The sequence below is a fragment of the Alteromonas sp. KS69 genome (assembly GCF_003989595.1).
Classification (GTDB): domain Bacteria; phylum Pseudomonadota; class Gammaproteobacteria; order Enterobacterales; family Alteromonadaceae; genus Alteromonas; species Alteromonas naphthalenivorans.
Genome location: NZ_PYHU01000045.1, coordinates 26,024 through 47,241, shown reverse-complemented (window position 1 = coordinate 47,241; position 21,218 = coordinate 26,024). Strand labels below are relative to the sequence as shown.

Annotated in this window: 23 protein-coding genes; 10 read left to right on the top strand and 13 right to left on the bottom strand. The window is 43.5% G+C overall.

Annotation, left to right across the window (positions count from 1 at the left end; all coding sequences use genetic code 11):
* Nucleotides 1-30 precede the first annotated feature (30 nt).
* From C7Y69_RS19065 to gcvA, 3 genes are all read right to left on the bottom strand, one after another.
* Nucleotides 31-636 (bottom strand): DNA-binding response regulator, encoded by a 606-nt coding sequence (locus tag C7Y69_RS19065; protein ID WP_126873827.1) that lies wholly within the window; start codon nucleotides 634-636, stop codon nucleotides 31-33.
* 32 nt (nucleotides 637-668) lie between these two features.
* Nucleotides 669-1,352, bottom strand: coding sequence for a sensor histidine kinase (locus C7Y69_RS19060; RefSeq protein ID WP_126873826.1), 684 nt, complete (start codon nucleotides 1,350-1,352; stop codon nucleotides 669-671).
* Between the two features lie 155 nt (nucleotides 1,353-1,507).
* Nucleotides 1,508-2,437 carry a transcriptional regulator GcvA gene (gcvA, locus tag C7Y69_RS19055; RefSeq protein ID WP_126873825.1) on the bottom strand — a complete coding sequence of 310 codons (930 nt, stop codon included), beginning with the start codon at nucleotides 2,435-2,437 and terminating at the stop codon, nucleotides 1,508-1,510.
* 169 nt (nucleotides 2,438-2,606) lie between these two features.
* On the opposite strand from gcvA, the gene C7Y69_RS19050 reads away from it, so the two are divergent.
* From C7Y69_RS19050 to C7Y69_RS19030, 6 genes are all read left to right on the top strand, one after another.
* A complete protein-coding gene (locus C7Y69_RS19050; RefSeq protein ID WP_126873824.1) occupies nucleotides 2,607-3,380 on the top strand; it encodes an SDR family NAD(P)-dependent oxidoreductase in 774 nt (257 codons plus the stop codon).
* 62 nt (nucleotides 3,381-3,442) lie between these two features.
* Nucleotides 3,443-3,724 (top strand): hypothetical protein, encoded by a 282-nt coding sequence (locus C7Y69_RS19045; protein ID WP_096042628.1) that lies wholly within the window; start codon nucleotides 3,443-3,445, stop codon nucleotides 3,722-3,724.
* Nucleotides 3,725-3,752: 28 nt separating this feature from the next.
* Nucleotides 3,753-3,938, top strand: coding sequence for a hypothetical protein (locus tag C7Y69_RS21730; RefSeq protein ID WP_221885335.1), 186 nt, complete (start codon nucleotides 3,753-3,755; stop codon nucleotides 3,936-3,938).
* A gap of 13 nt (nucleotides 3,939-3,951) precedes the next feature.
* Entirely contained in the window at nucleotides 3,952-4,098 is a 147-nt protein-coding gene (locus C7Y69_RS21725; protein ID WP_221885336.1) for a carboxymuconolactone decarboxylase family protein, read from the top strand.
* Nucleotides 4,099-4,323: 225 nt separating this feature from the next.
* Nucleotides 4,324-4,998 carry a cupin domain-containing protein gene (locus tag C7Y69_RS19035; RefSeq protein WP_096042626.1) on the top strand — a complete coding sequence of 225 codons (675 nt, stop codon included), beginning with the start codon at nucleotides 4,324-4,326 and terminating at the stop codon, nucleotides 4,996-4,998.
* A 3-nt stretch (nucleotides 4,999-5,001) separates the two neighbouring features.
* A complete protein-coding gene (locus C7Y69_RS19030; RefSeq protein WP_126873823.1) occupies nucleotides 5,002-6,105 on the top strand; it encodes a flavin monoamine oxidase family protein in 1,104 nt (367 codons plus the stop codon).
* A 203-nt stretch (nucleotides 6,106-6,308) separates the two neighbouring features.
* On the opposite strand, the gene C7Y69_RS19025 is transcribed toward C7Y69_RS19030, so the two are convergent.
* On the bottom strand, nucleotides 6,309-7,595 hold the full coding sequence (locus C7Y69_RS19025; protein ID WP_126873822.1) for a hypothetical protein: 1,287 nt from the start codon (nucleotides 7,593-7,595) through the stop codon (nucleotides 6,309-6,311).
* Nucleotides 7,596-8,156: 561 nt separating this feature from the next.
* Here C7Y69_RS19025 and C7Y69_RS19020 point away from each other — a divergent pair.
* Entirely contained in the window at nucleotides 8,157-9,509 is a 1,353-nt protein-coding gene (locus tag C7Y69_RS19020; RefSeq protein ID WP_126873821.1) for a Fic family protein, read from the top strand.
* Nucleotides 9,510-9,724: 215 nt separating this feature from the next.
* On the opposite strand, the gene C7Y69_RS19015 is transcribed toward C7Y69_RS19020, so the two are convergent.
* The 5 genes from C7Y69_RS19015 to C7Y69_RS18995 all read right to left on the bottom strand — a co-directional run bounded on the left by C7Y69_RS19015 (nucleotide 9,725) and on the right by C7Y69_RS18995 (nucleotide 14,874).
* Nucleotides 9,725-11,080 (bottom strand): MFS transporter, encoded by a 1,356-nt coding sequence (locus tag C7Y69_RS19015; protein ID WP_126873842.1) that lies wholly within the window; start codon nucleotides 11,078-11,080, stop codon nucleotides 9,725-9,727.
* A 43-nt stretch (nucleotides 11,081-11,123) separates the two neighbouring features.
* Nucleotides 11,124-11,705, bottom strand: coding sequence for a BON domain-containing protein (locus C7Y69_RS19010; protein ID WP_126873820.1), 582 nt, complete (start codon nucleotides 11,703-11,705; stop codon nucleotides 11,124-11,126).
* A 13-nt stretch (nucleotides 11,706-11,718) separates the two neighbouring features.
* Nucleotides 11,719-12,315, bottom strand: coding sequence for a phosphoheptose isomerase (locus tag C7Y69_RS19005; protein WP_013782861.1), 597 nt, complete (start codon nucleotides 12,313-12,315; stop codon nucleotides 11,719-11,721).
* Between the two features lie 228 nt (nucleotides 12,316-12,543).
* The gene (locus C7Y69_RS19000; RefSeq protein ID WP_126873819.1) at nucleotides 12,544-12,885 is read right to left on the bottom strand and encodes a YraN family protein; all 342 of its coding nucleotides are present in this window, start codon (nucleotides 12,883-12,885) and stop codon (nucleotides 12,544-12,546) included.
* 6 nt (nucleotides 12,886-12,891) lie between these two features.
* Nucleotides 12,892-14,874 (bottom strand): penicillin-binding protein activator, encoded by a 1,983-nt coding sequence (locus tag C7Y69_RS18995; RefSeq protein WP_260563766.1) that lies wholly within the window; start codon nucleotides 14,872-14,874, stop codon nucleotides 12,892-12,894.
* Between the two features lie 139 nt (nucleotides 14,875-15,013).
* On the opposite strand from C7Y69_RS18995, the gene rsmI reads away from it, so the two are divergent.
* Nucleotides 15,014-15,865, top strand: a complete 852-nt coding sequence (gene rsmI, locus C7Y69_RS18990) for a 16S rRNA (cytidine(1402)-2'-O)-methyltransferase (protein ID WP_041452691.1) — start codon at nucleotides 15,014-15,016, stop codon at nucleotides 15,863-15,865.
* 113 nt (nucleotides 15,866-15,978) lie between these two features.
* Nucleotides 15,979-16,242, top strand: coding sequence for a hypothetical protein (locus C7Y69_RS18985; RefSeq protein WP_013782865.1), 264 nt, complete (start codon nucleotides 15,979-15,981; stop codon nucleotides 16,240-16,242).
* A gap of 107 nt (nucleotides 16,243-16,349) precedes the next feature.
* Here the strand turns inward: C7Y69_RS18985 and nspC are convergent, their stop codons facing one another.
* The 4 genes from nspC to C7Y69_RS18965 form a co-directional block, all read right to left on the bottom strand.
* Nucleotides 16,350-17,480: a carboxynorspermidine decarboxylase gene (gene nspC, locus C7Y69_RS18980; protein WP_013782866.1), complete on the bottom strand. Its 1,131-nt coding sequence runs from the start codon at nucleotides 17,478-17,480 to the stop codon at nucleotides 16,350-16,352.
* Between the two features lie 29 nt (nucleotides 17,481-17,509).
* Nucleotides 17,510-18,712: a saccharopine dehydrogenase family protein gene (locus C7Y69_RS18975; protein WP_013782867.1), complete on the bottom strand. Its 1,203-nt coding sequence runs from the start codon at nucleotides 18,710-18,712 to the stop codon at nucleotides 17,510-17,512.
* Between the two features lie 150 nt (nucleotides 18,713-18,862).
* A complete protein-coding gene (locus C7Y69_RS18970; RefSeq protein ID WP_013782868.1) occupies nucleotides 18,863-19,273 on the bottom strand; it encodes a hypothetical protein in 411 nt (136 codons plus the stop codon).
* Nucleotides 19,274-19,410: 137 nt separating this feature from the next.
* Nucleotides 19,411-20,337, bottom strand: coding sequence for a 1-aminocyclopropane-1-carboxylate deaminase/D-cysteine desulfhydrase (locus tag C7Y69_RS18965; protein ID WP_126873840.1), 927 nt, complete (start codon nucleotides 20,335-20,337; stop codon nucleotides 19,411-19,413).
* 307 nt (nucleotides 20,338-20,644) lie between these two features.
* Here C7Y69_RS18965 and C7Y69_RS18960 point away from each other — a divergent pair, with 307 nt between their 5' ends.
* Nucleotides 20,645-21,196, top strand: a complete 552-nt coding sequence (locus tag C7Y69_RS18960; RefSeq protein WP_260563764.1) for a chalcone isomerase family protein — start codon at nucleotides 20,645-20,647, stop codon at nucleotides 21,194-21,196.
* The last annotated feature ends 22 nt before the right edge of the window (nucleotides 21,197-21,218 follow it).

Here is a 21,218-nt window from a genome sequence, read left to right as displayed (position 1 = left end):
ATAGGGGTAGCGGATATAACAAAGGCTGGTTTATAACCAGCCTTTTTGTTTTGCGATTCTGGCGGCATCTACACGGTTTGTTGCATCAAGTTTTGCGATGGCTTCAGACAAATAATTACGCACGGTACCTTCTGACAAAAACAGCTTCTGCGCAATATCATGGGTTTTTAATCCGTCAGCGGCGAGTTTCAGTGCTTTGCTTTCTTTTGCCGAAAGCGGGTTGTTATCATTCAGTGCCATTAAAGCAAGTTCGGGGCTAATAACTCTTTCGCCTTTTACAATTTTATGTAATGAGTTAACAAGGTACTCACTGTCAGCCTCTTTTAAAACAAACCCTTTAGCGCCCAGTGCCAGCGCTCGCTTTATGTAGCCAGGTTTGGAGAATGTGGTCATTACCACCACTTTGCTGTCTATAGATAAAGCTGCAAGCTTTTCTGCTAAATCTAGCCCCGAGACTAAGGGCATCTCAATGTCGGTAAGAATAATATCGGGGGCTTCGTTTGCGCCAAGCCAATCTAGCGCTTCTTGTCCATTAGCGCACTTCCCACTTATTTCAAAGTCGTCTTCTAAAGACAATAAGGTGGCGATAGCATCACGCACCAAAGATTGGTCTTCTACCACTAAAATTCGATTCATTGCCGGTTGCTCGATATAGAATTAGTCATATTTCAATGTGTGCTCTGTGCGTTATTATCGGGTTTAGAAAGTAGCGGTAATTGAAGTGTTAGCACGGTTGGGGAGCCCCACTGAAACTCAACCGTTGCATTAATGAGTTCAGCTCGCTCGCGAATGCCTTGAACGCCGTTGCCCTCAGTTTGGCAGTGGCTGTTACCATTATCAGTTATAACGAGAGTCAACATATCGTTGGTACATTGAAGGGTAAGCGTTGCTTGGTTGCCCTTACTATGACGAAGAATATTCGTAGTCGCTTCTTTTACTATTAACGACAATTGAGTTTCTTGAAGGGGAGTAAGGTGAGTGAAGCTGCTTTCGTCTACATCGCTCACTTCATGAAAACCCTGCTCCGACAACTTAGCCATATTTTTAGCGATTTCCTGGCTAAAGGAAAGGTGTTTAATGCCACTTACCGTTTGCCTAATCTCACTGAGTAGTTGCTGAGACAGCTGCGCCAATGCTTTTACTTCTGCTTGAGCTTCAGCGGTGCGGCCTTTAGACAGTAATTTATCGGCCACTTGAGCCTTCAACGAAATGCTGCTTAATGCATGACCAGCTACATCATGGAGATCACGGCCTATTCGTTCACCGTTTGGACGACGACCTTGCATTTCGGCTAGAAGTTCGGCTGGGGCTTGCTCGCCATCTTGCCGTGGCGTTACTCTTACTTGTGACATAATGTTTACTCCTAATTAAACGCCACTTTAGTCATTAAAGTGGCTAACTTGGAGCGAAAGCTTACGGGGAATGAACGTACTTAACCACAGAGATTATCTTTTACCATGGTGAATATTTTCTTTACTGCTGTATTTTATCAAAGTACTCCTGAGCTTTAATCTCTTTTAGCCCGCGGGTTTTCTACCTCTTTAAACAGCCATTCTTTAAATGCGTGTATTCTTGGCAGTTCAGCACATTCGAGGCGGTAAATAACGTAATACGCCAAAGGCGATTCAAAATAAATATCAGGGAATAACCTGACCAATCGCCCTGCGGCTAGATCATCTTTAGCCATAACACTGCGTGCTAACGCCACGCCGTGACCATCAATAGCTGATTGCAATACAGCCGCTGAGTTATTTATTTGAATGCTTTTAGTGGTTAAAGGGCCTGTTACTCCGGCTTTTTTTAACCACGCCGACCAAGACGGAAACCCCATATGGTCGTCCATTGATTGATCGTGTATTAGGGTTTCGTTCAATAATTTATCTATGGTGTTTAAGCGGTTTGAGTCTTCTAAAAACTTAGGTGAGCATACCGGGTATACCTCTTCATCCATTAGTTTTTCTGCGCTCAAGCCTTGCCAAGTGCCTGTACCAAAGCGTATGCCTATATCTATGCGCTGCTCAGTAAAATCAACAGGCTTTAAATTAGTATTTAAATTCACACTGGTTTGCGAACATATTTCTTGAAAAAAATGCAACCTAGGCAATAACCACTTGGCGGCAAATGCGGGGCTTACTGCCACTGTTAACGCGCCACTTATGGTGTTGTCTTTTAAAATCTCTAGCCCTTGGGCTAGTTTATCAAAGCCTTCGCGTATTAATGGCAGGGCACTTTGCGCGGTTTCGGTGGTTACTAGCCGTGTTTTACCTGAGCTCATTCTATGAAATAGCGGCGTGTCGAGCCACTCTTCTAATGTTTTTACCAGCTGCCCAACGGCTGCAGGCGTTACATTTAGCTCTTCAGCTGCCGCTGAAAAACTTTGGTGCCTTGCGCTTGCTTCAAACGCTTTTAATGCATTGAGGTGTATAGGTGATTTCATACGATAAACTTTTTCTTTACTGATGATTCAGATTATCTCGTTTGTTAAAGCAAGTAAATAAGTAAAAAATACCGCCCAAGCCAACCAGCAAGTTACTTGCTATTAGGCAACCCAATACTTTTTATTTATATAACAAATACAGCGCTTAGTGGCGCTTGGAGCAATAAACATGACTAAGCAATTTTCAGGTAAAAAGTTACTCGTTATTGGTGGTACTAGCGGAATGGGTTTTGACACGGCTCGATTAATTTTAGAGCAAGGCGGCCACGCTGTTATTGTTGGCCACCGAAAAGAAAAAGCCCAAGCAGCAAAAGAGCAGTTATCAGCTTTAGGCACTGTTGAGGTGTTAACCGCTGATTTAACCAGCGACGAAGGCGTGCAAAACTTAATTAACACACTTTCACAAGACCACGCAGACGTCGATTTACTGGTAAATGCGGCCGGTGTGTTTTTCCCTAAACCATTTTTAGAGCACGAAGCAGCTGATTACGATCAGTACATGCAAATTAACCGCGCGCTATTTTTTATTACTCAAAAAGTAGCCGCTAATTTAGTTACAGCAAAACGCGCAGGCGCCATTGTTAATGTGGGTTCTATGTGGGGTAAGCAAGCTATTGCCGCTACACCATCGTCAGCGTATTCAATGGCTAAAGCAGGCTTACATGCGCTAACTCAACATTTAGCAATGGAATTAGCCGTGCACAACATTCGCGTCAATGCAGTATCGCCAGCGGTTGTACAAACGCCAATTTACGAAGGTTTTATTCCTAAAGCACAAGTAAACGATGCCCTACAAGGCTTTAACAGTTTCCACCCAATTGGCCGTGTAGGTACCAGCGAAGATGTCGCCAATACCATTGCGTTTTTACTCAGCGACAAAGCTGCTTGGGTCACAGGTGCCGTATGGGATGTTGACGGCGGCGTAATGGCAGGTCGTAACTAAATATCGTAAGCGCTAATGGGCTAAAGCTGCCCGTAGCTAAATTTAATCACTGGAGAACAAATATGGTTTATTTACAAATTACACTAAATGTTGACCACGGTAATAGAAAAGCAGCAGCAGAGGTTTTTAATACCTACAAAGCCCCATTTTTAGACACTGTAAGAGGCGCAGTTTCAAAAGAGTTATTAGCGCGTGATGAAGATGTACAGGTACTTCACGGCTTTGAAACTATTGAGCACGCTCATGAGTACTTAGAAAGCGATTTATTTAATGCAGATGTGGTTACCGCGCTCGCGCCACTACTTACTAATGAACCAGAAGTACGCATTTACTGCGTAGCTTAGTAAAAATTTAAGATAGGAAAGTAAAAAAATGTCACAAGATTGGAACGCGTACCGCACCGAAGTAATGAACACTGTAGGTGCGTTTGCTAAGCAAAGCCCAGATACCCTACGCGGATTAATGACAATGGATGGCGCTGGCGAAAAGACAGGCCACTTAACGCCTAAATTACATGAGCTAATTAGCGCTCGCTGTTGCAGTAACAACACGTTGTGATGGGTGTATTGCGATGCACACTAAAAAAGCGGTTGAGCACGGCGCAACAATTGGTGAAATATCTGAAGCGTTAGGCGTTGCTGTAGCCTTAAATGCAGGTGCTGCGCTAACTTACAGTGCACGAGTACTTGACGCTCACGCACAATTACAAAACGCTTAATAAGCGTAAATTTATACCAATTCGCTTAATTAAGTGATCTATTTTGAGGTTGGAAAAACGTGTTGATAGTTAGGCAAAAAATTCGCTATTAAGTTGTTCTAAATGAGAATTTTTTAACGCAGGTAGCGAAACGCTAAGCCCCGCAAAATGATTAAGTATTAGTGCGGATTGGTATCATAGAGCAATAACATACATTATTGCTCTTATTTGATTTAGGTTAGATATATGCGAGTCAATTCAGATTTTTCAAAAAACGCTTTAATGCTGCCAAGTCAATATAGTTGGCAAACATCGCCTCAGGCGGGTGTTGAGCGGGTAATGCTCGACAGAATAGGCGCTGAAAAAGCCAGAGCAACTAGCGTAGTACGCTACGCGCCTGAGTCTACTTTTCCAAGCCATGCTCACCCAGGTGGTGAAGAAATATTGGTACTTTCGGGCACTTTTTCAGATGAGTCGGGCGACTACCCACAAGGCTTTTATTTACGAAACCCGCCAGGGTCTTCACATGCACCTAAAAGTAAAAGTGGCGCAACCATTTTTGTAAAACTGTGGCAAATGTGCGTAACAGAAGCCACCTCTGTGCGCATAAATACACACGATCCGGCTACGTGGATAACCCAAAATAACCGCCTAATATGCCCGCTTTATCAAGATGATAACGAAGTAACTAAACTGGTAAAGTTAACCCCGCAACAGCCCCTATTTGATAACCTAAAAGCACATAATGCCTTAGAGCTATTTGTACTGGGCGGCAGCGTAATACACAACGAGGTAGAATATTCAAAAGGAAGCTGGCTAAGGCTGCCAAGCACGAGTAAAGCGTTAATATCTGCGGGAAATAACAGCGCTACAATTTACCTAAAAGTAGGTAATTTTAAAAACATAGGCTGTGGAGGCTAAATAATGCGTACAAAAATTGCGATTATAGGCGGTGGGCTAAGCGGCGTGTATGCAGCTTACCAGTTAGAGCAATGCGGCATTACCGATTACATATTGCTTGAAGCCAGAGACCAATTAGGTGGCCGTATTATGGACTTTACAAGCCTGTCGCAAGCGACAACAAATAGCTTTGATCTTGGCCCAACGTGGTTTTGGCCAGAGTTTCAGCCGCAATTAAATGCCATTATTAAAACCCTAAACCTAGAAACATTTGCCCAGTACGAGCAAGGCAATACGCTAGTAGAGCGCTCACATACACAACCGCCCACAGCAATGCCCGGTTATACGCATGCGCCTACGTCTATGCGGTTAAAAGGTGGCATGGGCACACTTATTAATGCCTTACATGCAAAGCTTAGCAACAAACACATAGTGACCGGCGCTTTGGTTAAAACAATTACCCACCAACACGGTAATATTGAAGTTAACTTTAGCACCTCAAACACAACCGATAATAAAGTAAACGTTGAGCACGTAATGCTTGCGCTACCACCACGCTTAGCCGCAAGCCAAATAACATTTACCCCCGCATTGCCAAGCGATTTAGTACCGCAGTGGCAAAATACCGCAACCTGGATGGCACCCCACGCTAAGTATATTGCAGTGTACGATACGCCATTTTGGCGTAAGCAAACGCTCTCGGGCAGCGCCCGCAGCAGTGTTGGGCCAATGGCAGAAATACACGATGCATCAAATCCACTAGGCCAAGCCGCATTATTTGGCTTTATTGGCATACCCGCTGATGATCGAAAACGCATTAGTAATGAAGATTTTATCACACACTGCAGAGCGCAATTAGTCAGGCTTTTTGGCGCACAAGCCGCCACTCCCAAAGCCGATATTATTAAAGACTGGGCACAAGACCCACTCACAGCAACACATTTAGATACACATGCTGCGAATACACATGCACCAGCACCTTACATAACCGCGCAAAATGGCCCGTGGTATCAAAATTTAGTCGGTATTGGCAGCGAATGGTCGGTGCAATTTCCAGGCTATGTAGCTGGTGCGGTTGATGCAGCAAACATAGGCGTTGAGCTGTATTTAAAAAAAGTTAACGCGTGATGTGTAGAGGCTGAGGTTTGAGCTTAGTGCTTTAATGGATAGCTCATAACGGCAGCTGATGGACGGTTATGAGCGAACTTCGGAGATTAGACATAATTTTTGCGCAAATCCGCTTCAGACAAGGAGCGGACATTCATCACTCTCTGCTTTTAATTCCGTTATGTGCCATTAACGGTCGTTCGACGATGCTCTGCAATGAACAATTATTCTTTGTTTGGATGTTTATTTTCAGTAGTTCTGTATTCTAAGAACCCCTGAATAGTGTTGTATGTGTTTTCTGTGACAAATGGCTTTAAAGTGTTAATGAAAGTATTAAAATTTGCTGGATTTCCATCATCTACTTGATGGTTGAAATTAGTCCATATATCAAAAATACTAACTTTATTTTCTAGGGCTAATTCGTCAGTTGCAATAATTTTCCAGAAGACCAAACCGCATTCATACAAAGCATCATATTTTTTTTGCTGAATTAGCGCTCCAAAAGATTGTTCGCTTGTGTTTTTAAGGCAATTTTTTGTATCCGTACTAAATTTTTCTTTTGCGTAATTACGATATTTGCTGCCCAAACTATTTAGCAATTCGTAAGCCATATATTCTGCGCCACCTTCATGAATCCATTGCTGTTCGATGGCCGAAATATTTTTTGCCTCTCCTTGAAAAACATGTGCGATTTCGTGTGCAAAAAACCAACTAACTTGAAACTCGTTTAAATCTGCAATAGCTTTCTTTCCATACCAGTGCATGAATACTTGATTGGGAAGTGTTCCTCCTTGATTTCCATAAGAACCACTATTATCGTCACTGTAAGAGGCGAATAGTGTTGGTTTGAACTTCAGCTTGCCCAATTTTTCAGAAAAATAGACCATCATTTCAGGTATTTGTCGTTGAAGAGCTTTGAAAAGGATCGAAGGCAGTTCATTGTCAATTAAAGCGAAAATATCTTCGTTTTCAATTGGCACTGCTGAGCCAACATAAACCTTTTGTCCTTCATCCTTGTCTACCCAAGAAGACTTTCCTTTAAAGCTCTTACCATCAACAATTATTAAATCGGTATTGTTAGATATAAGAGTTATTTCCCAACTGTTCTGATAACCAGTACAAGTATTCGGACAAGCAAAAAATCGCCCTGAATGAATAAGCATACTTCCATCAGAAAATGGCGAAAAAGGCGCATAGTCTTTTGGTAACGCAATATAGGTTGGAGTCAAGTACAGACTAACTTTTGTAAATTTGGTTGAATCGCTTTTCCTGATTATTTCCTTATTATCTAAAACGGTAACAACAAAATTATCATCCAGTGGACGCCATCTAAAAGTTCGAGATTTATCTGGGGAGCTTTTGAACGCCAACATATCTATTTGAGCATCTGTTCTATATGTCAAAATCCATTCATTCTGAACTGTTTTTTCAATAGTCGTCTCGACGTTCGTTTCTACACCACTGGCCATTAGCGGTATGAGTAACAGTAGGCATATATTAAATGTCTTCAATCCAAGTTCCATTTTTTGATTGCATTAATTCTTCTAAAATTCATGTTTTTAAATATACCCAGCAAGCCCCACTAAGTCACTTTTCGAACAAAATTATTACCATGTTCTGGTTTGCCGAGACTCCGCAGATCGCTCATTTCTGTCGTTTGTTGTTGCACGACTCAGCGGCAGTTAAACGTACTTTGCCGCCCATCATCCTTCCTGTCAGGCTCAAATAGACAAGGGACGGACATTCAATGCATCGAAAACTGGTCAGCATTAGCGAATCCAGTGGAGGCCACACTTTTCGAGGCTTAAAGAATCAAAGTAACTTGTTAGCTAGTTACAACATAATCTGATGGGTAACTTATTCACGGCTTACGTTAGCAGTGCTGTGATGTAGGAAAAACACGTACTAGTTAGAACTCTTAGTCAAGCACCTGATTCCACGTATTTCTTATATATTTCTTATGCTTATATTACTTTACAAATTGCATTATAGACATGAAACGCAAAATTTTAAATTTGCGTTTCACTTCTACTGTGTTATGTTTATATTTCGTCAACAACCAGAACTCCACAATGGCTAAATTGAGAATAGAAAAGGCACCCAGCTTTAATTTTGATTCAGAGTTTAGTGCAATTCACCCATACATAACTAAGTATTCTGATACTGATGAACAAGGCCGTTATCTACATTGGTCACAATTTAAGTGGCGCGTGGATAAAGGTGATGACGTTGAGTTGGCATGGAAAACTGTTTTATTCAAACGTGGTCTCAATTTGAAACATACAGGCCTTCAAGATCCAGGAGGAATTTCATTTACATATAATATTCCAGCAAGTATGGAATCGAAATTGTATCATCTTGATAAATTAGCTGGTGGTAACGTTGGAAGTATTGAAGAATCAGCTGCTAGTGATAGCCTCCAGAATAGGTTTCTTGTTTCCTCACTAATTATGGAAGAAGCGATTACAAGTGCGCAACTGGAGGGGGCCTCTACCACTCGGGAGGTGGCTAAAAAAATGCTTGAGGAAGAACGGGAACCAATAGATGAAGATGAAAGAATGATTCTTAATAACTTTTTACTTCTCAAACATGCAGAACGAAAAGCTGGAGAACCATTAACTATCGACTTGATTCTAGAGTTTCATTATTTCGCCACGTTTAAGACATCGGAAAACAACGTAGTACCAGGTAGTTTTAGGGAAGCCAACGATATTTACATTGAAGATGGCGACGGAAATATTGCCCATCGCCCTCCCGATTTTAAGTTAATTGAAGATAGACTAAGATCTTTGTGCGCATTTGCAAATATTGATCACACGTCTGAAAGCGGTTCAAGTTTTATGCATCCAATATTAAAAGCAATCATACTGCATTTTTTTATAGGATATGAACACGCTTTCAGAGATGGAAATGGTAGAACTGCGAGAGCACTGTTTTATTGGTTTATGCTAAAGAGTGATTATAAACTTTTCAAGTATGTTTCAATATCAAAACTATTGAGAGAAAACCCAAGAGATTACGGAGAGTCTTTTTTATATACAGAAAGAGGACACAACGATCTTACGTACTTTATTTATTATCAACTAGACATAATCATTCAAGCGTTTAATGATTTGAAAAGTTACCTTGAAAATAAAGTAAGTGATTTTCAGAAAATTACAGCTCTGCTGGAGCAAACAAAGTGGGGTAAGAGGCTTAACTTTGTCCAAATTGACTTGATCAAGAAAGCTGTTAAGGAACCTGGAAGAGCGTTTACAGTGAAAGAAACCGCCAACAGTTATAACATTGCTGAAAATACTGCTCGGAAGTATCTAAAAATGCTTTCAAACGAAGGGCTCTTTCTCTCTTCAACGCACGGTAAGACCGCCTTATTTATAGCTCCTTCAGAATCTGCACTCACGAATGCTCTCAGAGGCCATGGCTAGTCTGTGTATTAATTTGCGTTGAAAAACTTTAATGCGTGCAGAACGCAACAACGGTACTGTGAAAGTTTCAATAAGCCAACGGCCGCCCTACGTACACAACGGACTGTCAGATATAGTTAAGTTAGGTTGTTGAAGTGTCAGTTTAAATCCGCGATAAACCCTAAATAAGCACAGTCATTCGCTTCCTCTGAGCAGTAGCACTTGCCCGTGCTACCTCAACTCACCTGCTTTTTAAGCCGCTTTTTTAAAACCGAGTCGCCATCGGTTTTCGATAGCATTAGGCTGTCGGTAATACTAAGCAGCGCCACTACCGCCATCATCGCCATGGCAATTTTGAAGTTGATAAGCGACGGATCACTGCTTGAATTTCCTACCATCAGGGAAGCAATGGCAAGCATAAGCGCAGAAATGGTTATCCCCATGCCACGGTTCATTTGCATCAAAATAGCACCCAGTGTATTCGCATCGCGCATTTTATCTTTCGGCACATCCGCAAAGGCGATGGTGTTTAATAAGGTTAAATGCATTGACCTATTCACACCGCTAACAAACAAAATAACCGCAATCACAACCGATGAAGTTTGTTGAGTAATTAGCGATAACGCCACAAAACCCAGTGAGATCATAATGCCATTTGCGATAAGCACCCGCTTAAAACCAAAAGTGTTCATTATCCAAGTAGTTGCGGGTTTAATGGCAATATTACCCACAAACAGCCATAGTAATAATGTACCTGCTTCTACCGGCGAGTAACCCATTCCCAGTTGCAGCATAAGCGGCACCAAAAATGGCGCACTGCCTAACGCTATACGTACTACCGAGCCGCCGTACATTGACAATCGAAAGGTGCGATACTGCATGGCTTCAAAAGAAAACAGAGGTTTTTTAGCACCGCGAATATGAAACACCGCAGCTATCAATAATAACAGTCCAAACCCGGTCACCACGCTGCCCAGTAAAGTAGAGGTGTTATGACCAGCAAATAGTTCTATACCTGCCATAAAAGAGGCAAAGCCAATACCGGTTAGCAGAAAACCTACTACATCAAACTTACCCACATTAGCGGTGAAGTTCTCAAGCAAATAGGCGGAAGCAATAAGCGCGAATATGCCTAATGGCACGTTCATGAAGAATATCCATTGCCAGCTCAAGTGGGTGGCAATCCACCCCCCTAATACAGGGCCAAGAATAGGAGCACTTAATGCCGGCCACGTGATAATAGCCACGGTTTTAACTAGCTTTTCTTTGGGTAAGTCTCGCAGCACCACTAAACGGCCTACGGGCACCATAAGCGCGCCGCCAATGCCCTGCATAATACGAGACAAGGTAAAGCTAGTTAGGTTAGTGCTAATTCCACATAATATTGATGCCACCACAAAAATGATAATGGCGGCCATGAAGACATTACGGGCACCGAATTTGTCGGCCACATAACCACTTAGCGGAATAAAAAAGGTAACGGCAACAAGGTAGGCAGAAACGCCAATAGAAAGCTGAGTTGCTGGCACGCCAAAATCAGCGGCAATAACGGGAAGCGCGGTGGTGATCACCGTGGCATCCAGAATTTCCATAAACAAGGCCCCAGCAACAAGTAGGGCCGTTGCGGTATCGCGACTAAATGATCTCAAATGCGCGCACTACGCGGGCTACGCCCGTTATGTTCCTTGCAATATCTACAGCTGCATTAGCTTCAGCATTGGTTAATCGGCCCATTAAGAACACTTCAGAATCTTGCACTACCACACTAACTTGTAAGGCTGGCACGCGTTCATCGGCCACTATCTTGGTGCGTACTTTTGATGCAAGCCAGATGTCATTTGCTTGAGTACCCGCCCCAATAGGTTCACCAATGCGAATTTGATTGTGAATTTTCTTAAGGTAATCGACTTCCTGAGCCCGTCTAACCGCTTCATCAATTAACGCTTGCGTGGGAGCTTGGCCAGTAAGTAAAGCAATGCCGTTATACATATCGACTTGTAGATTGGTTTGCTCTTTTAGCGCTTCACTCTTTGACCATTGATAAGCCACAGCGCGACCTGCGTTTTGGTCATCAAGTTGAGTACCAACGGTGCGTCTGTCGTTCGCCACTTTCGCAGCCATCGCACCCGCGGCGCCAACCGCCACCACGCAGCCCTGTAATTGCATTACAAAAAGAAGTGATACAAGAGTAATAGTTAACGTTTTAACTCGTTTCATAAATGGGTAAACGTTATTCGTCTCCAAGGTCGGCCGGGAATAAGCTGTCATCAATGCATTCACATAAATTGTGAATCACCAACAAGTGAACTTCCTGAATGCGGGCAGTGCGGTTAGAAGGCACACGCACTTCAACATCGTGCTCGCTTAAGAAGCCTGCCATTTCACCACCGTCTTTACCGGTTAAGGCTACAATGGTCATATCACGAGACAAGGCTGCTTCCATGGCGGCAATGACATTTCGTGAGTTACCACTGGTTGATATAGCAAACAAAATATCGCCAGACTGACCTAACGCACGAACTTGTTTAGCAAAAATTTCATCGTAGCTATAGTCGTTAGCAATGGAAGTAATAGTAGAAGTATCAGTACTTAACGCAATGGCTGGAAGGCTAGGGCGATCGCGTTCATAGCGGTTAAGCATTTCAGAAGAAAAGTGCTGAGCATCACCTGCCGAACCACCGTTACCGCAGCTTAAAATCTTATTACCGCGAATTAGCGCTTCAACCATCATCATGGCTGCTTTTTCAATTGATTCAGGCAAAATTTCAGATGCAGCAATTTTGGTTTGAATACTTTCAGTAAAGTTCGCTTTAATTTGTTCAATCATACTTCTTTTCTCTGCATTTCAGGATATCAAGCAATCTCAACAATGAGTGCACATCAGGCTGTAGGAGGTAGGCTTGAGAATTCGGCGCAGGCAGCACTTAGGCTTCCGTAAACACGCTGTGAACCCATCCATGGGAGCTCCGCCGCCGCATCTATGCGGCGGAGGGTTTACTACAGCCTAAGTACTACCTACACCTAATCATCAGCGCACCTAACCGCTACGCGCTTTTTATCCAATATTTTTAAGCCACTGAAGGTCGCTTCCGTCAATGGCGATAACGTCTATGCGTAATGGGGTAGACGCGGGATTAAAGTTATTATCTAACAAATAGAACGCAAACGCAGCCTGAATTCGTTGAAGTTTCTTCATTGTGACAAATTCAGCGGCCTGACCGTACTGTGACTTTTTGCGAAACTTCACTTCTACACAAACAATGGTGTCACCATCTTGCATAACAATATCAAGTTCACCACGTTTGGTTCGGTAATTACGACAACGTAATGTAAGCCCTTGTTCCTCTAAATAGGTAACGGCCTTGTTTTCTGCTGCATTCCCTTGCAATACGGACAATGTAGTTTACTCCATTAGCATTTGCACGCGCTCGTTACGAATAACGGCTTGAGGTAAGTTTCGTTCTACTTCACTGTTTTCATTCAGCGTAAGTGTGCCGGTTAACCCGTCGAATGTTATGTACGACAAGGTAGTTAGCATCCCTAACTGAGGGAGTAATTCGTAAGCGTCTACACCGAAGGCGAACAGTCTATTTTGCAACGTACTGCGATAGGGCCAAGTTTGGTTGGTTTGCTGAGCAAGTTGCTGCCATTTATGGTCTGGCATCATCCATGGCATGTCGATAAAGCGTACGTTTTGTAAATCACGCCACTGGTTCTTGCCACTGTTGTAGTCCATTGAACGAGAGGTCGCATAAACAGGCACTTGTTTTCCATCGTACGGGTTTAAGCTCGCTTCTATTATGGGGTTAAGAAGTTCGGTATCTTGCGGCGATGCGAATGCAACAATGGCATCAATGTCTCGCCTGCTGCGGGGCATGTTGTAAACTTCTTCGTTCGTCATATATTCAATTTGGTTAATACGCTGATTACTTTGGGCTACATCTAAAGCCTGCGTGATGCCTTCTCTTAGTGACTCACTATCATTGAACGTTACTGAAGTGATGTTAGCCTTGCGGGCTTGGGCTTCTTGTTCGTGCAGCGTGTTCCAACGATTTTTAAACGCATCGTTCATACGCTGGTACAAGTTACTTTGCGCTGCAATAACAATTGGGGCTCTAAAGCCTTTGCTATAAATAAACTCTGCAAGCTGATTGGCTTCATCTTCCGGCGCAAGGGCGAAATAATTAACGGCCGGTGCTGCGCTGGAAGGCATTTCAGATTCAGCGTTAACGGCTTCTGGGATTAAAGGCTTTGAGTTTGAAGGCGCAGAGTTTACTGAGGCTGAGCTCTCTGAAATTGTCGGCATTTCGTCTGGGCGGTTTAACGCTAGCATGTTTACGCCAGGGGGTAACGCTGGTATTAATTGCTCAACGGTTTCTTTTAGTAGCGGACCCACTATAAATTTAGCGTCGCCAATGGCGGCGACCATGGTTTGTGTATCGGCGTTGGTGGTATCTACAAACCGAATGGCAGGCAAGCTATTTGGGTTGCTGCTTCGTTGAAGCTGTTGGTAATAGCCCGCCATAATGCCATCCTTCACTGCTTCACCAGTAGCCGCCAATCTTCCGCTTAACGGCAGTAGCACGACGAGTTCGCGAATTTGAGGGGCAGTTAGTGCCTGCGCTAAGGCAACATCCTTGGGTAAATGCTGTGCCAACATATGGCCTGCATAAACCTGTTGGTATTGCGCAATTGACCGATTCAATTGCTGCGGGTTTCGCGCACTTTCAATGGTTAATTGACGAAGGGCAAAGAAGGGTTGCAGCTCAGGGTACTGGTTTTCACTTTGCGCAAGTTCATCTCTAGGTATTTGGTTTAATAATGACCAAACCTTAGCAACTTTTTGTTCGTCTTCTAGCTCGGTAGACAAAACGCTATTGGCCGCTTTAGCCCACAAACCTTGCTTGGCATAAAGGTCTGCTTCCAGCGCCGCCAGTTTGGCAACAAGGGCAGGGCTAGTATTCACATCTTCCAGCATTGCTGTAAGTTGTGCCGGTGATGAAGAAGGGTCGTTCTGATATGCCATCGCAACATGTATGGCGTAGCTATCTTGCAATGAGGTAGCTACACCATCTTGTTTCATTTCAAACAAGATTTGCTGCGCTAAAATAGTATCGTCTTGCGCGATATAAAGGCCTACTGCATCTAGTAGTAAGGTATCTCGCTTCACTTTATCTCGAGTTTGAAGCCATACTTTTTTGGCTTCTACCAGCTTGTGTTCTGGCGTGATATGTTGCTTTACTGGCGCTTCTACCGGCTCAGTATTGATAATCTTAGGTGCCGAGGTGGGTTCAGGTGTGCTCCCGCAGCCTGCTAAATATAGCACGCTGGTGGCTGTCGCCATTGCAAAGGTAATGCGCTTTGTAAAATGTCCAATGTGACCCACAGTCTGTTTCCTTTCACTTCGTTTAACGGCAAGTAGCGGCAAGTTTATCCTAACCACGATGAAAATCTACGTTTGCCGACGTAAACTAGCCCAATGGCGTGGTACACTTTCTTTATTATTCGTTATTTTTATTGTTTATATGACCAATTTCGCCACCTTGTATATCGTTCCTACACCTATCGGCAACCTTGATGATATTAGCGCCCGCGCTATCGAGGTATTAAAACAGGTTAACTGGATTGCTGCGGAAGATACACGACACAGCTCTCGGTTGTTACAGCACTTCAGTATTTCTACACGTACCTTATCGCTGCATGATCACAATGAAGATAAACGTACCGCGATGCTGGTACAGCGCTTAAAAGACGGCGAATCTGTGGCGTTAATCAGCGATGCGGGCACGCCATTAATTAGCGATCCTGGTTTTGTATTTGTTAGGCGCTGCCGAGAAGAAGGTATTCCTGTTATCGCATTGCCAGGCCCATGTGCCGCTATTACCGCGTTAAGTGCTTCTGGGCTGCCAACAGACCGATTTATTTTTGAAGGCTTTTTACCGGTAAAAACACAAGCTAAAGACAACCAACTTGCCGAACTAAAAGCGCGTACTTGCACGAGCGTATTTTATGAAGCACCGCGCCGTATTTTAGCCACAGTGAAAGACATTGCCCGTGTGCTAGGAGACAGACACATAGTGGTCGCCAAAGAGCTTAGCAAAACCTTTGAAACCTATGTGAGTGGTACGCCGGGTGATGTTATTGATTATTTAGAAGCAGACGCAGCCCACCAAAAAGGTGAGTTCGTGGTGATGGTGTCGCCAGCTCAAGTGAATTTATCTGAAATATCGGCTGAAGCCATGTCGCTTTTAACCACGTTATGTGACCACATGCCATTAAAGAAAGCCGCAGCAGTGGTGGCTGAGCATTATGACTTGAAAAAGAATGCCTTGTACCAAGCTGGGCTAGACGCAAAAGGTGCGAAAGACGCTGATTGATCTCAGACCTATGGGTTAAGGGTACCTATCTAAACAATATAGTTAACACACAATAGGCTTAGCGCATTTTGCACTATCGCTTATCACGTTAAGTGTAAGGTTGGAGGATAGTTATGAGTCAGCAAGTTTTGAAAATTGAGATGCCAGAGGGTAAATGGGTTGTCGATATTTTTGGTAAATCCGGCGATTCCGGCGAGTACGATTTAATTCACCCTAATACGCAGGTGAAGTTAGCCTTAGCCGATGAAATGCATGGGTTTCGGTATAATCTTACTGGCCCTGAAGGTACGCCATTTGCTATTTATCTTGATGATACGGTTATCGCGGAAGGCACGGTTGATAAAAGCCAGAATCTTAACGGTACAGGCATTTTATAAAATAGGTTTTTATCCACTACGCTGTATTCAAACGTCATAAATAGAAATGCCCGCTGGCGTTAACGCAGCGGGCATTTATTTTTTAGTTAAAAGGCGCTATCTACTGCTTACGACAAGCGGCCTTTAAAGTCTTCGTAAGAAAATTGGCGAACAATTTCGAACTCACCGTTTTTACGCAAAATACCAATGGCGGGGTGTTCAACGCCGTTGAAGAATGATGTTTTCACCATGGTGTAATGCATCATGTCTTCAAACTGAACCCGATCGCCGGCTTTTAATGGCGCATCAAACGAGTAAGTATCAATAACATCACCGGCTAAACAGGAATTTCCACCTAAGCGATAGTCGTAGGCTTTCTCGCCAGGTAACGCTGCATTTAAAATCGTCGGCCGATAAGGCATTTCAAGTACATCAGGCATGTGCGCCGTGGCTGAAATATCTAAAATGGCAATATCACCATCATTGTTTACTACATCCACGACCTCAGCAATTAGCGGCCCTGTTTGCCACGCGACGGCAGAGCCCGGCTCTAAGATAACGTCTAAATGCGGGTAGCGCTGTTTAAAATCGCTAAGGGTTTTAATCAGGTGGTCAACATCGTAACCTTCGCTAGTCATCAAGTGACCGCCACCTAAGTTTAACCACTTTAACTGACCTAGGTAATCGCCAAAGCGTGCCTCTATTGCTTTAAGCGTACGTTCGGTAGCAAATGAGTCACACTCACACAAGTTATGACAATGGAAACCGTCAATGCCCGATAAACCTACCCCTTCGAGCTCACTTACTCGAAGCCCCAATCGCGACCCCGGCGCTGCGGGGTCGTAAAGCGGGGTATCTGCTTCTTGATGCTCTGGATTAATACGCAAACCCAGAGACACGCCCGCAAGCGCATCTTTGTGAGTTTGCCATTGTGACAGACTATTAAACGACAAGTGATTCACCAGCGTAGCCAGCTCTTCTATATCCGCCTTTTTATACGCAGGAGAATAGGCATGGACTTCTTTACCCATTTCAGCGGCTAATTTGGCTTCCCATACCGAACTTGCGGTTGCGCCATGTAAATAAGGTTTAATGATGTCGAAGCTCGACCACATTGAAAACCCTTTTAAAGCCAGAATAATTCTAACGCCTGACTCGTCTTGTACACGCTTCATCAACTCAAGGTTTCGGATGAGTTTTTCCTCTTCCAGCACATAGCAAGGAGAAGGGATATCTGTTCGTTGCGTTAAGTCTGCCAACCTTTATTTGCTCCAGTTACAGTGTTCTATTACTTAGTGAATGGGCTGCTATCACACTCAAGTACATGCCATGGAAGGCCATGCTCGTTAAGCATATCCATGAATGGATCTGGATCGAATTGTTCCATGTTCCAAACACCGTTTTCTTTCCAAGTGCCATTTAGCATTAGCGCTGCACCAATCATGGCCGGAACACCTGTGGTGTAAGACACCGCTTGTGCACCAACTTCATCGTTACACTTGGCATGTTCACAGTTGTTGTAGATGAAAATGGTTTTTTCTTTGCCATCTTTTATACCGGTAATGTAAGTACCAATGCAGGTCATGCCGGTATAACCTTCAGCCAGCGAACCTGGGTTGGGCAGAACTGCCTTTAAGAACTCTAAAGGCACCACTTTTTGGCCTTGGAATTCAATCGGTTCAATGCTGGTCATGCCAACGCCTTCTAATACGCGAAGGTGTGTTAGGTATTCATCACCAAATGTCATCCAAAAACGCGCACGTTTTAGAGTAGGGAAGTGCTTAACCAAAGATTCCAATTCTTCATGGAACATCAAGTATGACGCGCGCACACCAATATTTTGGTAATCCAAATCTTCACGCACGCTGAGTGGATCGGTTTCTTTCCACTCGCCATTTTCCCAGAAACGACCACGTTGAGTAATTTCGCGAATATTGATTTCAGGGTTGAAGTTGGTAGCAAATGCTTGACCGTGATCACCACCATTACAATCAACAATATCCAAATAGTGAATTTCGTCGAAATAGTGCTTAGCAGCGTAAGCGGTGTACACGTTGGTTACACCTGGATCGAAACCACTGCCTAACAACGCCATAATGCCAGCGTCTTTAAATTTCTGCTGGTAAGCCCACTGCCAAGAGTATTCGAATTTTGCTTCGTCTTTTGGTTCGTAGTTTGCGGTATCAAGGTAATCAGTATTGGTTGCTAAACAAGCATCCATAATAGGCAAGTCTTGATACGGTAGCGCAAGGTTAATTACTAGGTCAGGTTTAACATCGTTAATAAGCGCTTCTACTTCTTTGGCGTTATCAGCATCAAGAGCGAATACGCCTTTAACGCGGTCTGCACCCACTTCATGTTGCAAGGCTTCACACTTAGACACAGTGCGGCTGGCAAGAAAAATTTCGTCAAAGTGTTGAGGTAAACGTGCACACTTTTTTACGGTTACTGAGGCAACGCCGCCAGCACCAATAATTAAAACGCGAGACATAATAATTAATCCCTAAATAAGCTAATGAATTTTGGGCTGAATGCTAGCAGACGATACCAAATTGGCAAGCAAAGACAGCATAGGTTCGACAAAAAATAGTCATCGTAATCACAAGGAAAACGAATAAGCGCAATTTATACGCGATAACGCCTATTCTGGCATTGTATTGATGGGAGGGGAAACCACAATTTTGTCGCCCACACGATAATAAGGATAGAGTAAAAGTTTTTCCTCGTCATTGGGGCACGCAGCGCTGATGGCGATAGCATCTAAACGAGTGTGTTTTTGCGTTTCAACCGTCGCGGCGTAAACGAGAATACTGTAACTTTCAGAGTCTGTGGTAGTGTCGATGATTCGCCACTGCAAACACTCTATAAGCTGACTTTCGTCGATACGATAATGGGTTTCTTCGCTAAACAAACAACCGACTTTGCCATTTTCATAAATAGCCGCGAAGGGATAGAAAACGGAACTGGTAGAAAGTACCAGTTCGCATAACTTGAGCGCCCTAGAAACCAGTATGTTTAAAGGGGGTGGTAAGCTACTTGTTCCTTTTATCATGGTGCATCTCCTAACAGTTATTGCGTTTGAGCGGTAGCTATGAGTAACGCGAAGCTAGATACAACCAGGCTGTGCTTTTAGATATACACCTTCCACAGCCTTGATATTAGGTTAAACGAATGTGTGGGTCTATAAGATCAAGGGGTTTTATTTTTTCTGGCACCCTGAATTCCGCCAGTGTGAACGATGATAAGTGTCTGTCCTTTTTCAATTGTCCTTTTTTCACCTACATTGGTCGATGCATTGGTTGAAGCCACAGTGGCTAGCAAGTGCTTAAGTGCCCAAAACACCTTTCCAGAGTAAACCCCTTCAATTTCAAACGGCATTGTTCGATTGAAGTTTTCACAGAATGTCTTTAAATACGGGGGAATTTTCCCGTATCCACCACAATGAAAATCATGATTAATACTGAATTGGCTGTTTGTGCGACCATTAAGTGCAAGCCCCGGCTCAAGAAACTGCTCTACTAGCCCTTCTAAATATCCGTCTCCTTTTAATACGCCAATGCCAATAGCATGTTGGTGGGATGATAACGCCGAAGTTAATCCTGCCAAGGTCGCGCCACTGGCAACAGGAGCAATAATATGGTCGAAAGGGATCTCTATTTCGTTTACGACTTCTCGCACGCCTTTAAGCGCCGCCATTTGGCTGCCGCCTTCAGGAATGATCAACGCATCGGGAAACTGAGTTCGTAGGCTCGCTAAATAAGTAGGATCATCCCTTTGCTGGTAGGTTATTTTATTCACGTAGCGAACTTGAGCGCCCCATTCCACTAAATCCTGAATCATTGGGCTGGGGTGTTTTGTGTAGTCGCCGCGAATAATGGCGTGAAAAGGCACATTTAGCTGATTACACAAATAACCTAACGCGTGCAGATGGTTGGAAAACCCACCGCCAAAACTGACTACTGAAGAAGGTAGCTGGGTGTTCAAATTCAAGCGTAAACCCGCTTGCGAATTTAAAGCCATTTCGTGGTGCGGCAAAAGAGCAAACGCGTATTTTAATTTACGCCATTTGTTGCCTGAAATGACGGGATGTATTCTATCGTCCCGCTTAACAAACATTGATACATGTTCAGCACCTTCCCAGTCTGGCGTAAAGGGCTCTAGCGGCGAGGGTAAACACAGGGCATCAGCAAAACTTTCAAAATTCAAAACAAGCTATTCAAATGATCAATGTGGCAATTGCAACAGTATAACTAGAGCGCACCGTAAAATAAAAAATGTATCGCTTTGACCTAGTTGTTTCTTGGTCATTTTTGTAATTTTAAGCTTCAAGTTGCTGATTCAAAATTTCTGGGGCATATCTTGGGCGTGTGTGCGGCGACTTAGCTTTTAGAAGACATAAGTAGAAGATAGATAAAGAAGGTACATGTATATGTTTAAACGTCGTTATACCACTTTTAACCTCGTCATCGCATTGGGAATATCGCTTTTGGTTTTGTCGAAAAACGTGCTGGCGCAAAGTGTGCCTGATTATGTCACCAAACAAGTGCCTGAGGCGCAGGTTGTGGGTAATGCAATGTTTACGTATATGTTTTGGGACGTTTACGACGCTACGCTCTATGCGCCTAAAGGGCTGTGGCAGTCTGACGCTCCATTTGCATTAAAGCTCGATTATCAAAGAAGTTTAGATGGTAAAAAGATAGCACAGCGTTCAGTAGATGAAATGCGTAAGCAAGGTATTAGCGACGAAGCAATGTTAAGTGAATGGCGAGACAAAATGGCGTCGCTTTTCCCCGATGTTGAAGACGGTGACGTAATTACCGGTGTGGCTACCTCAAACCAAGCCAGTGAGTTTTATATCAATGGTGAGCTGGCTGGCACTATTGAAGACACGAACTTTACGCAGTCTTTTTTCGACATTTGGCTGTCAGAAAAAACCTCTGAACCCAAATTACGTAAAGCCTTGTTACAAAAGTAATTAGTACATTTTTTATCAATTG

What these genes read in the sequence shown, in the direction of transcription:
- C7Y69_RS19065 (WP_126873827.1), bottom strand. Translation starts at nt 636, where the DNA reads ATGAATCGAATTTTAGTGGTAGAAGACCAATCTTTGGTGCGTGATGCT.
- C7Y69_RS19060 (WP_126873826.1), bottom strand. Translation starts at nt 1,352, where the DNA reads ATGTCACAAGTAAGAGTAACGCCACGGCAAGATGGCGAGCAAGCCCCA.
- gcvA (WP_126873825.1), bottom strand. Translation starts at nt 2,437, where the DNA reads ATGAAATCACCTATACACCTCAATGCATTAAAAGCGTTTGAAGCAAGC.
- C7Y69_RS19050 (WP_126873824.1), top strand. Translation starts at nt 2,607, where the DNA reads ATGACTAAGCAATTTTCAGGTAAAAAGTTACTCGTTATTGGTGGTACT.
- C7Y69_RS19045 (WP_096042628.1), top strand. Translation starts at nt 3,443, where the DNA reads ATGGTTTATTTACAAATTACACTAAATGTTGACCACGGTAATAGAAAA.
- C7Y69_RS21730 (WP_221885335.1), top strand. Translation starts at nt 3,753, where the DNA reads ATGTCACAAGATTGGAACGCGTACCGCACCGAAGTAATGAACACTGTA.
- C7Y69_RS21725 (WP_221885336.1), top strand. Translation starts at nt 3,952, where the DNA reads ATGCACACTAAAAAAGCGGTTGAGCACGGCGCAACAATTGGTGAAATA.
- C7Y69_RS19035 (WP_096042626.1), top strand. Translation starts at nt 4,324, where the DNA reads ATGCGAGTCAATTCAGATTTTTCAAAAAACGCTTTAATGCTGCCAAGT.
- C7Y69_RS19030 (WP_126873823.1), top strand. Translation starts at nt 5,002, where the DNA reads ATGCGTACAAAAATTGCGATTATAGGCGGTGGGCTAAGCGGCGTGTAT.
- C7Y69_RS19020 (WP_126873821.1), top strand. Translation starts at nt 8,157, where the DNA reads ATGGCTAAATTGAGAATAGAAAAGGCACCCAGCTTTAATTTTGATTCA.
- C7Y69_RS19015 (WP_126873842.1), bottom strand. Translation starts at nt 11,080, where the DNA reads ATGGAAATTCTGGATGCCACGGTGATCACCACCGCGCTTCCCGTTATT.
- C7Y69_RS19010 (WP_126873820.1), bottom strand. Translation starts at nt 11,705, where the DNA reads ATGAAACGAGTTAAAACGTTAACTATTACTCTTGTATCACTTCTTTTT.
- C7Y69_RS19005 (WP_013782861.1), bottom strand. Translation starts at nt 12,315, where the DNA reads ATGATTGAACAAATTAAAGCGAACTTTACTGAAAGTATTCAAACCAAA.
- rsmI (WP_041452691.1), top strand. Translation starts at nt 15,014, where the DNA reads ATGACCAATTTCGCCACCTTGTATATCGTTCCTACACCTATCGGCAAC.
- C7Y69_RS18985 (WP_013782865.1), top strand. Translation starts at nt 15,979, where the DNA reads ATGAGTCAGCAAGTTTTGAAAATTGAGATGCCAGAGGGTAAATGGGTT.
- C7Y69_RS18975 (WP_013782867.1), bottom strand. Translation starts at nt 18,712, where the DNA reads ATGTCTCGCGTTTTAATTATTGGTGCTGGCGGCGTTGCCTCAGTAACC.
- C7Y69_RS18970 (WP_013782868.1), bottom strand. Translation starts at nt 19,273, where the DNA reads ATGATAAAAGGAACAAGTAGCTTACCACCCCCTTTAAACATACTGGTT.
- C7Y69_RS18965 (WP_126873840.1), bottom strand. Translation starts at nt 20,337, where the DNA reads ATGTTTGTTAAGCGGGACGATAGAATACATCCCGTCATTTCAGGCAAC.
- C7Y69_RS18960 (WP_260563764.1), top strand. Translation starts at nt 20,645, where the DNA reads ATGTATATGTTTAAACGTCGTTATACCACTTTTAACCTCGTCATCGCA.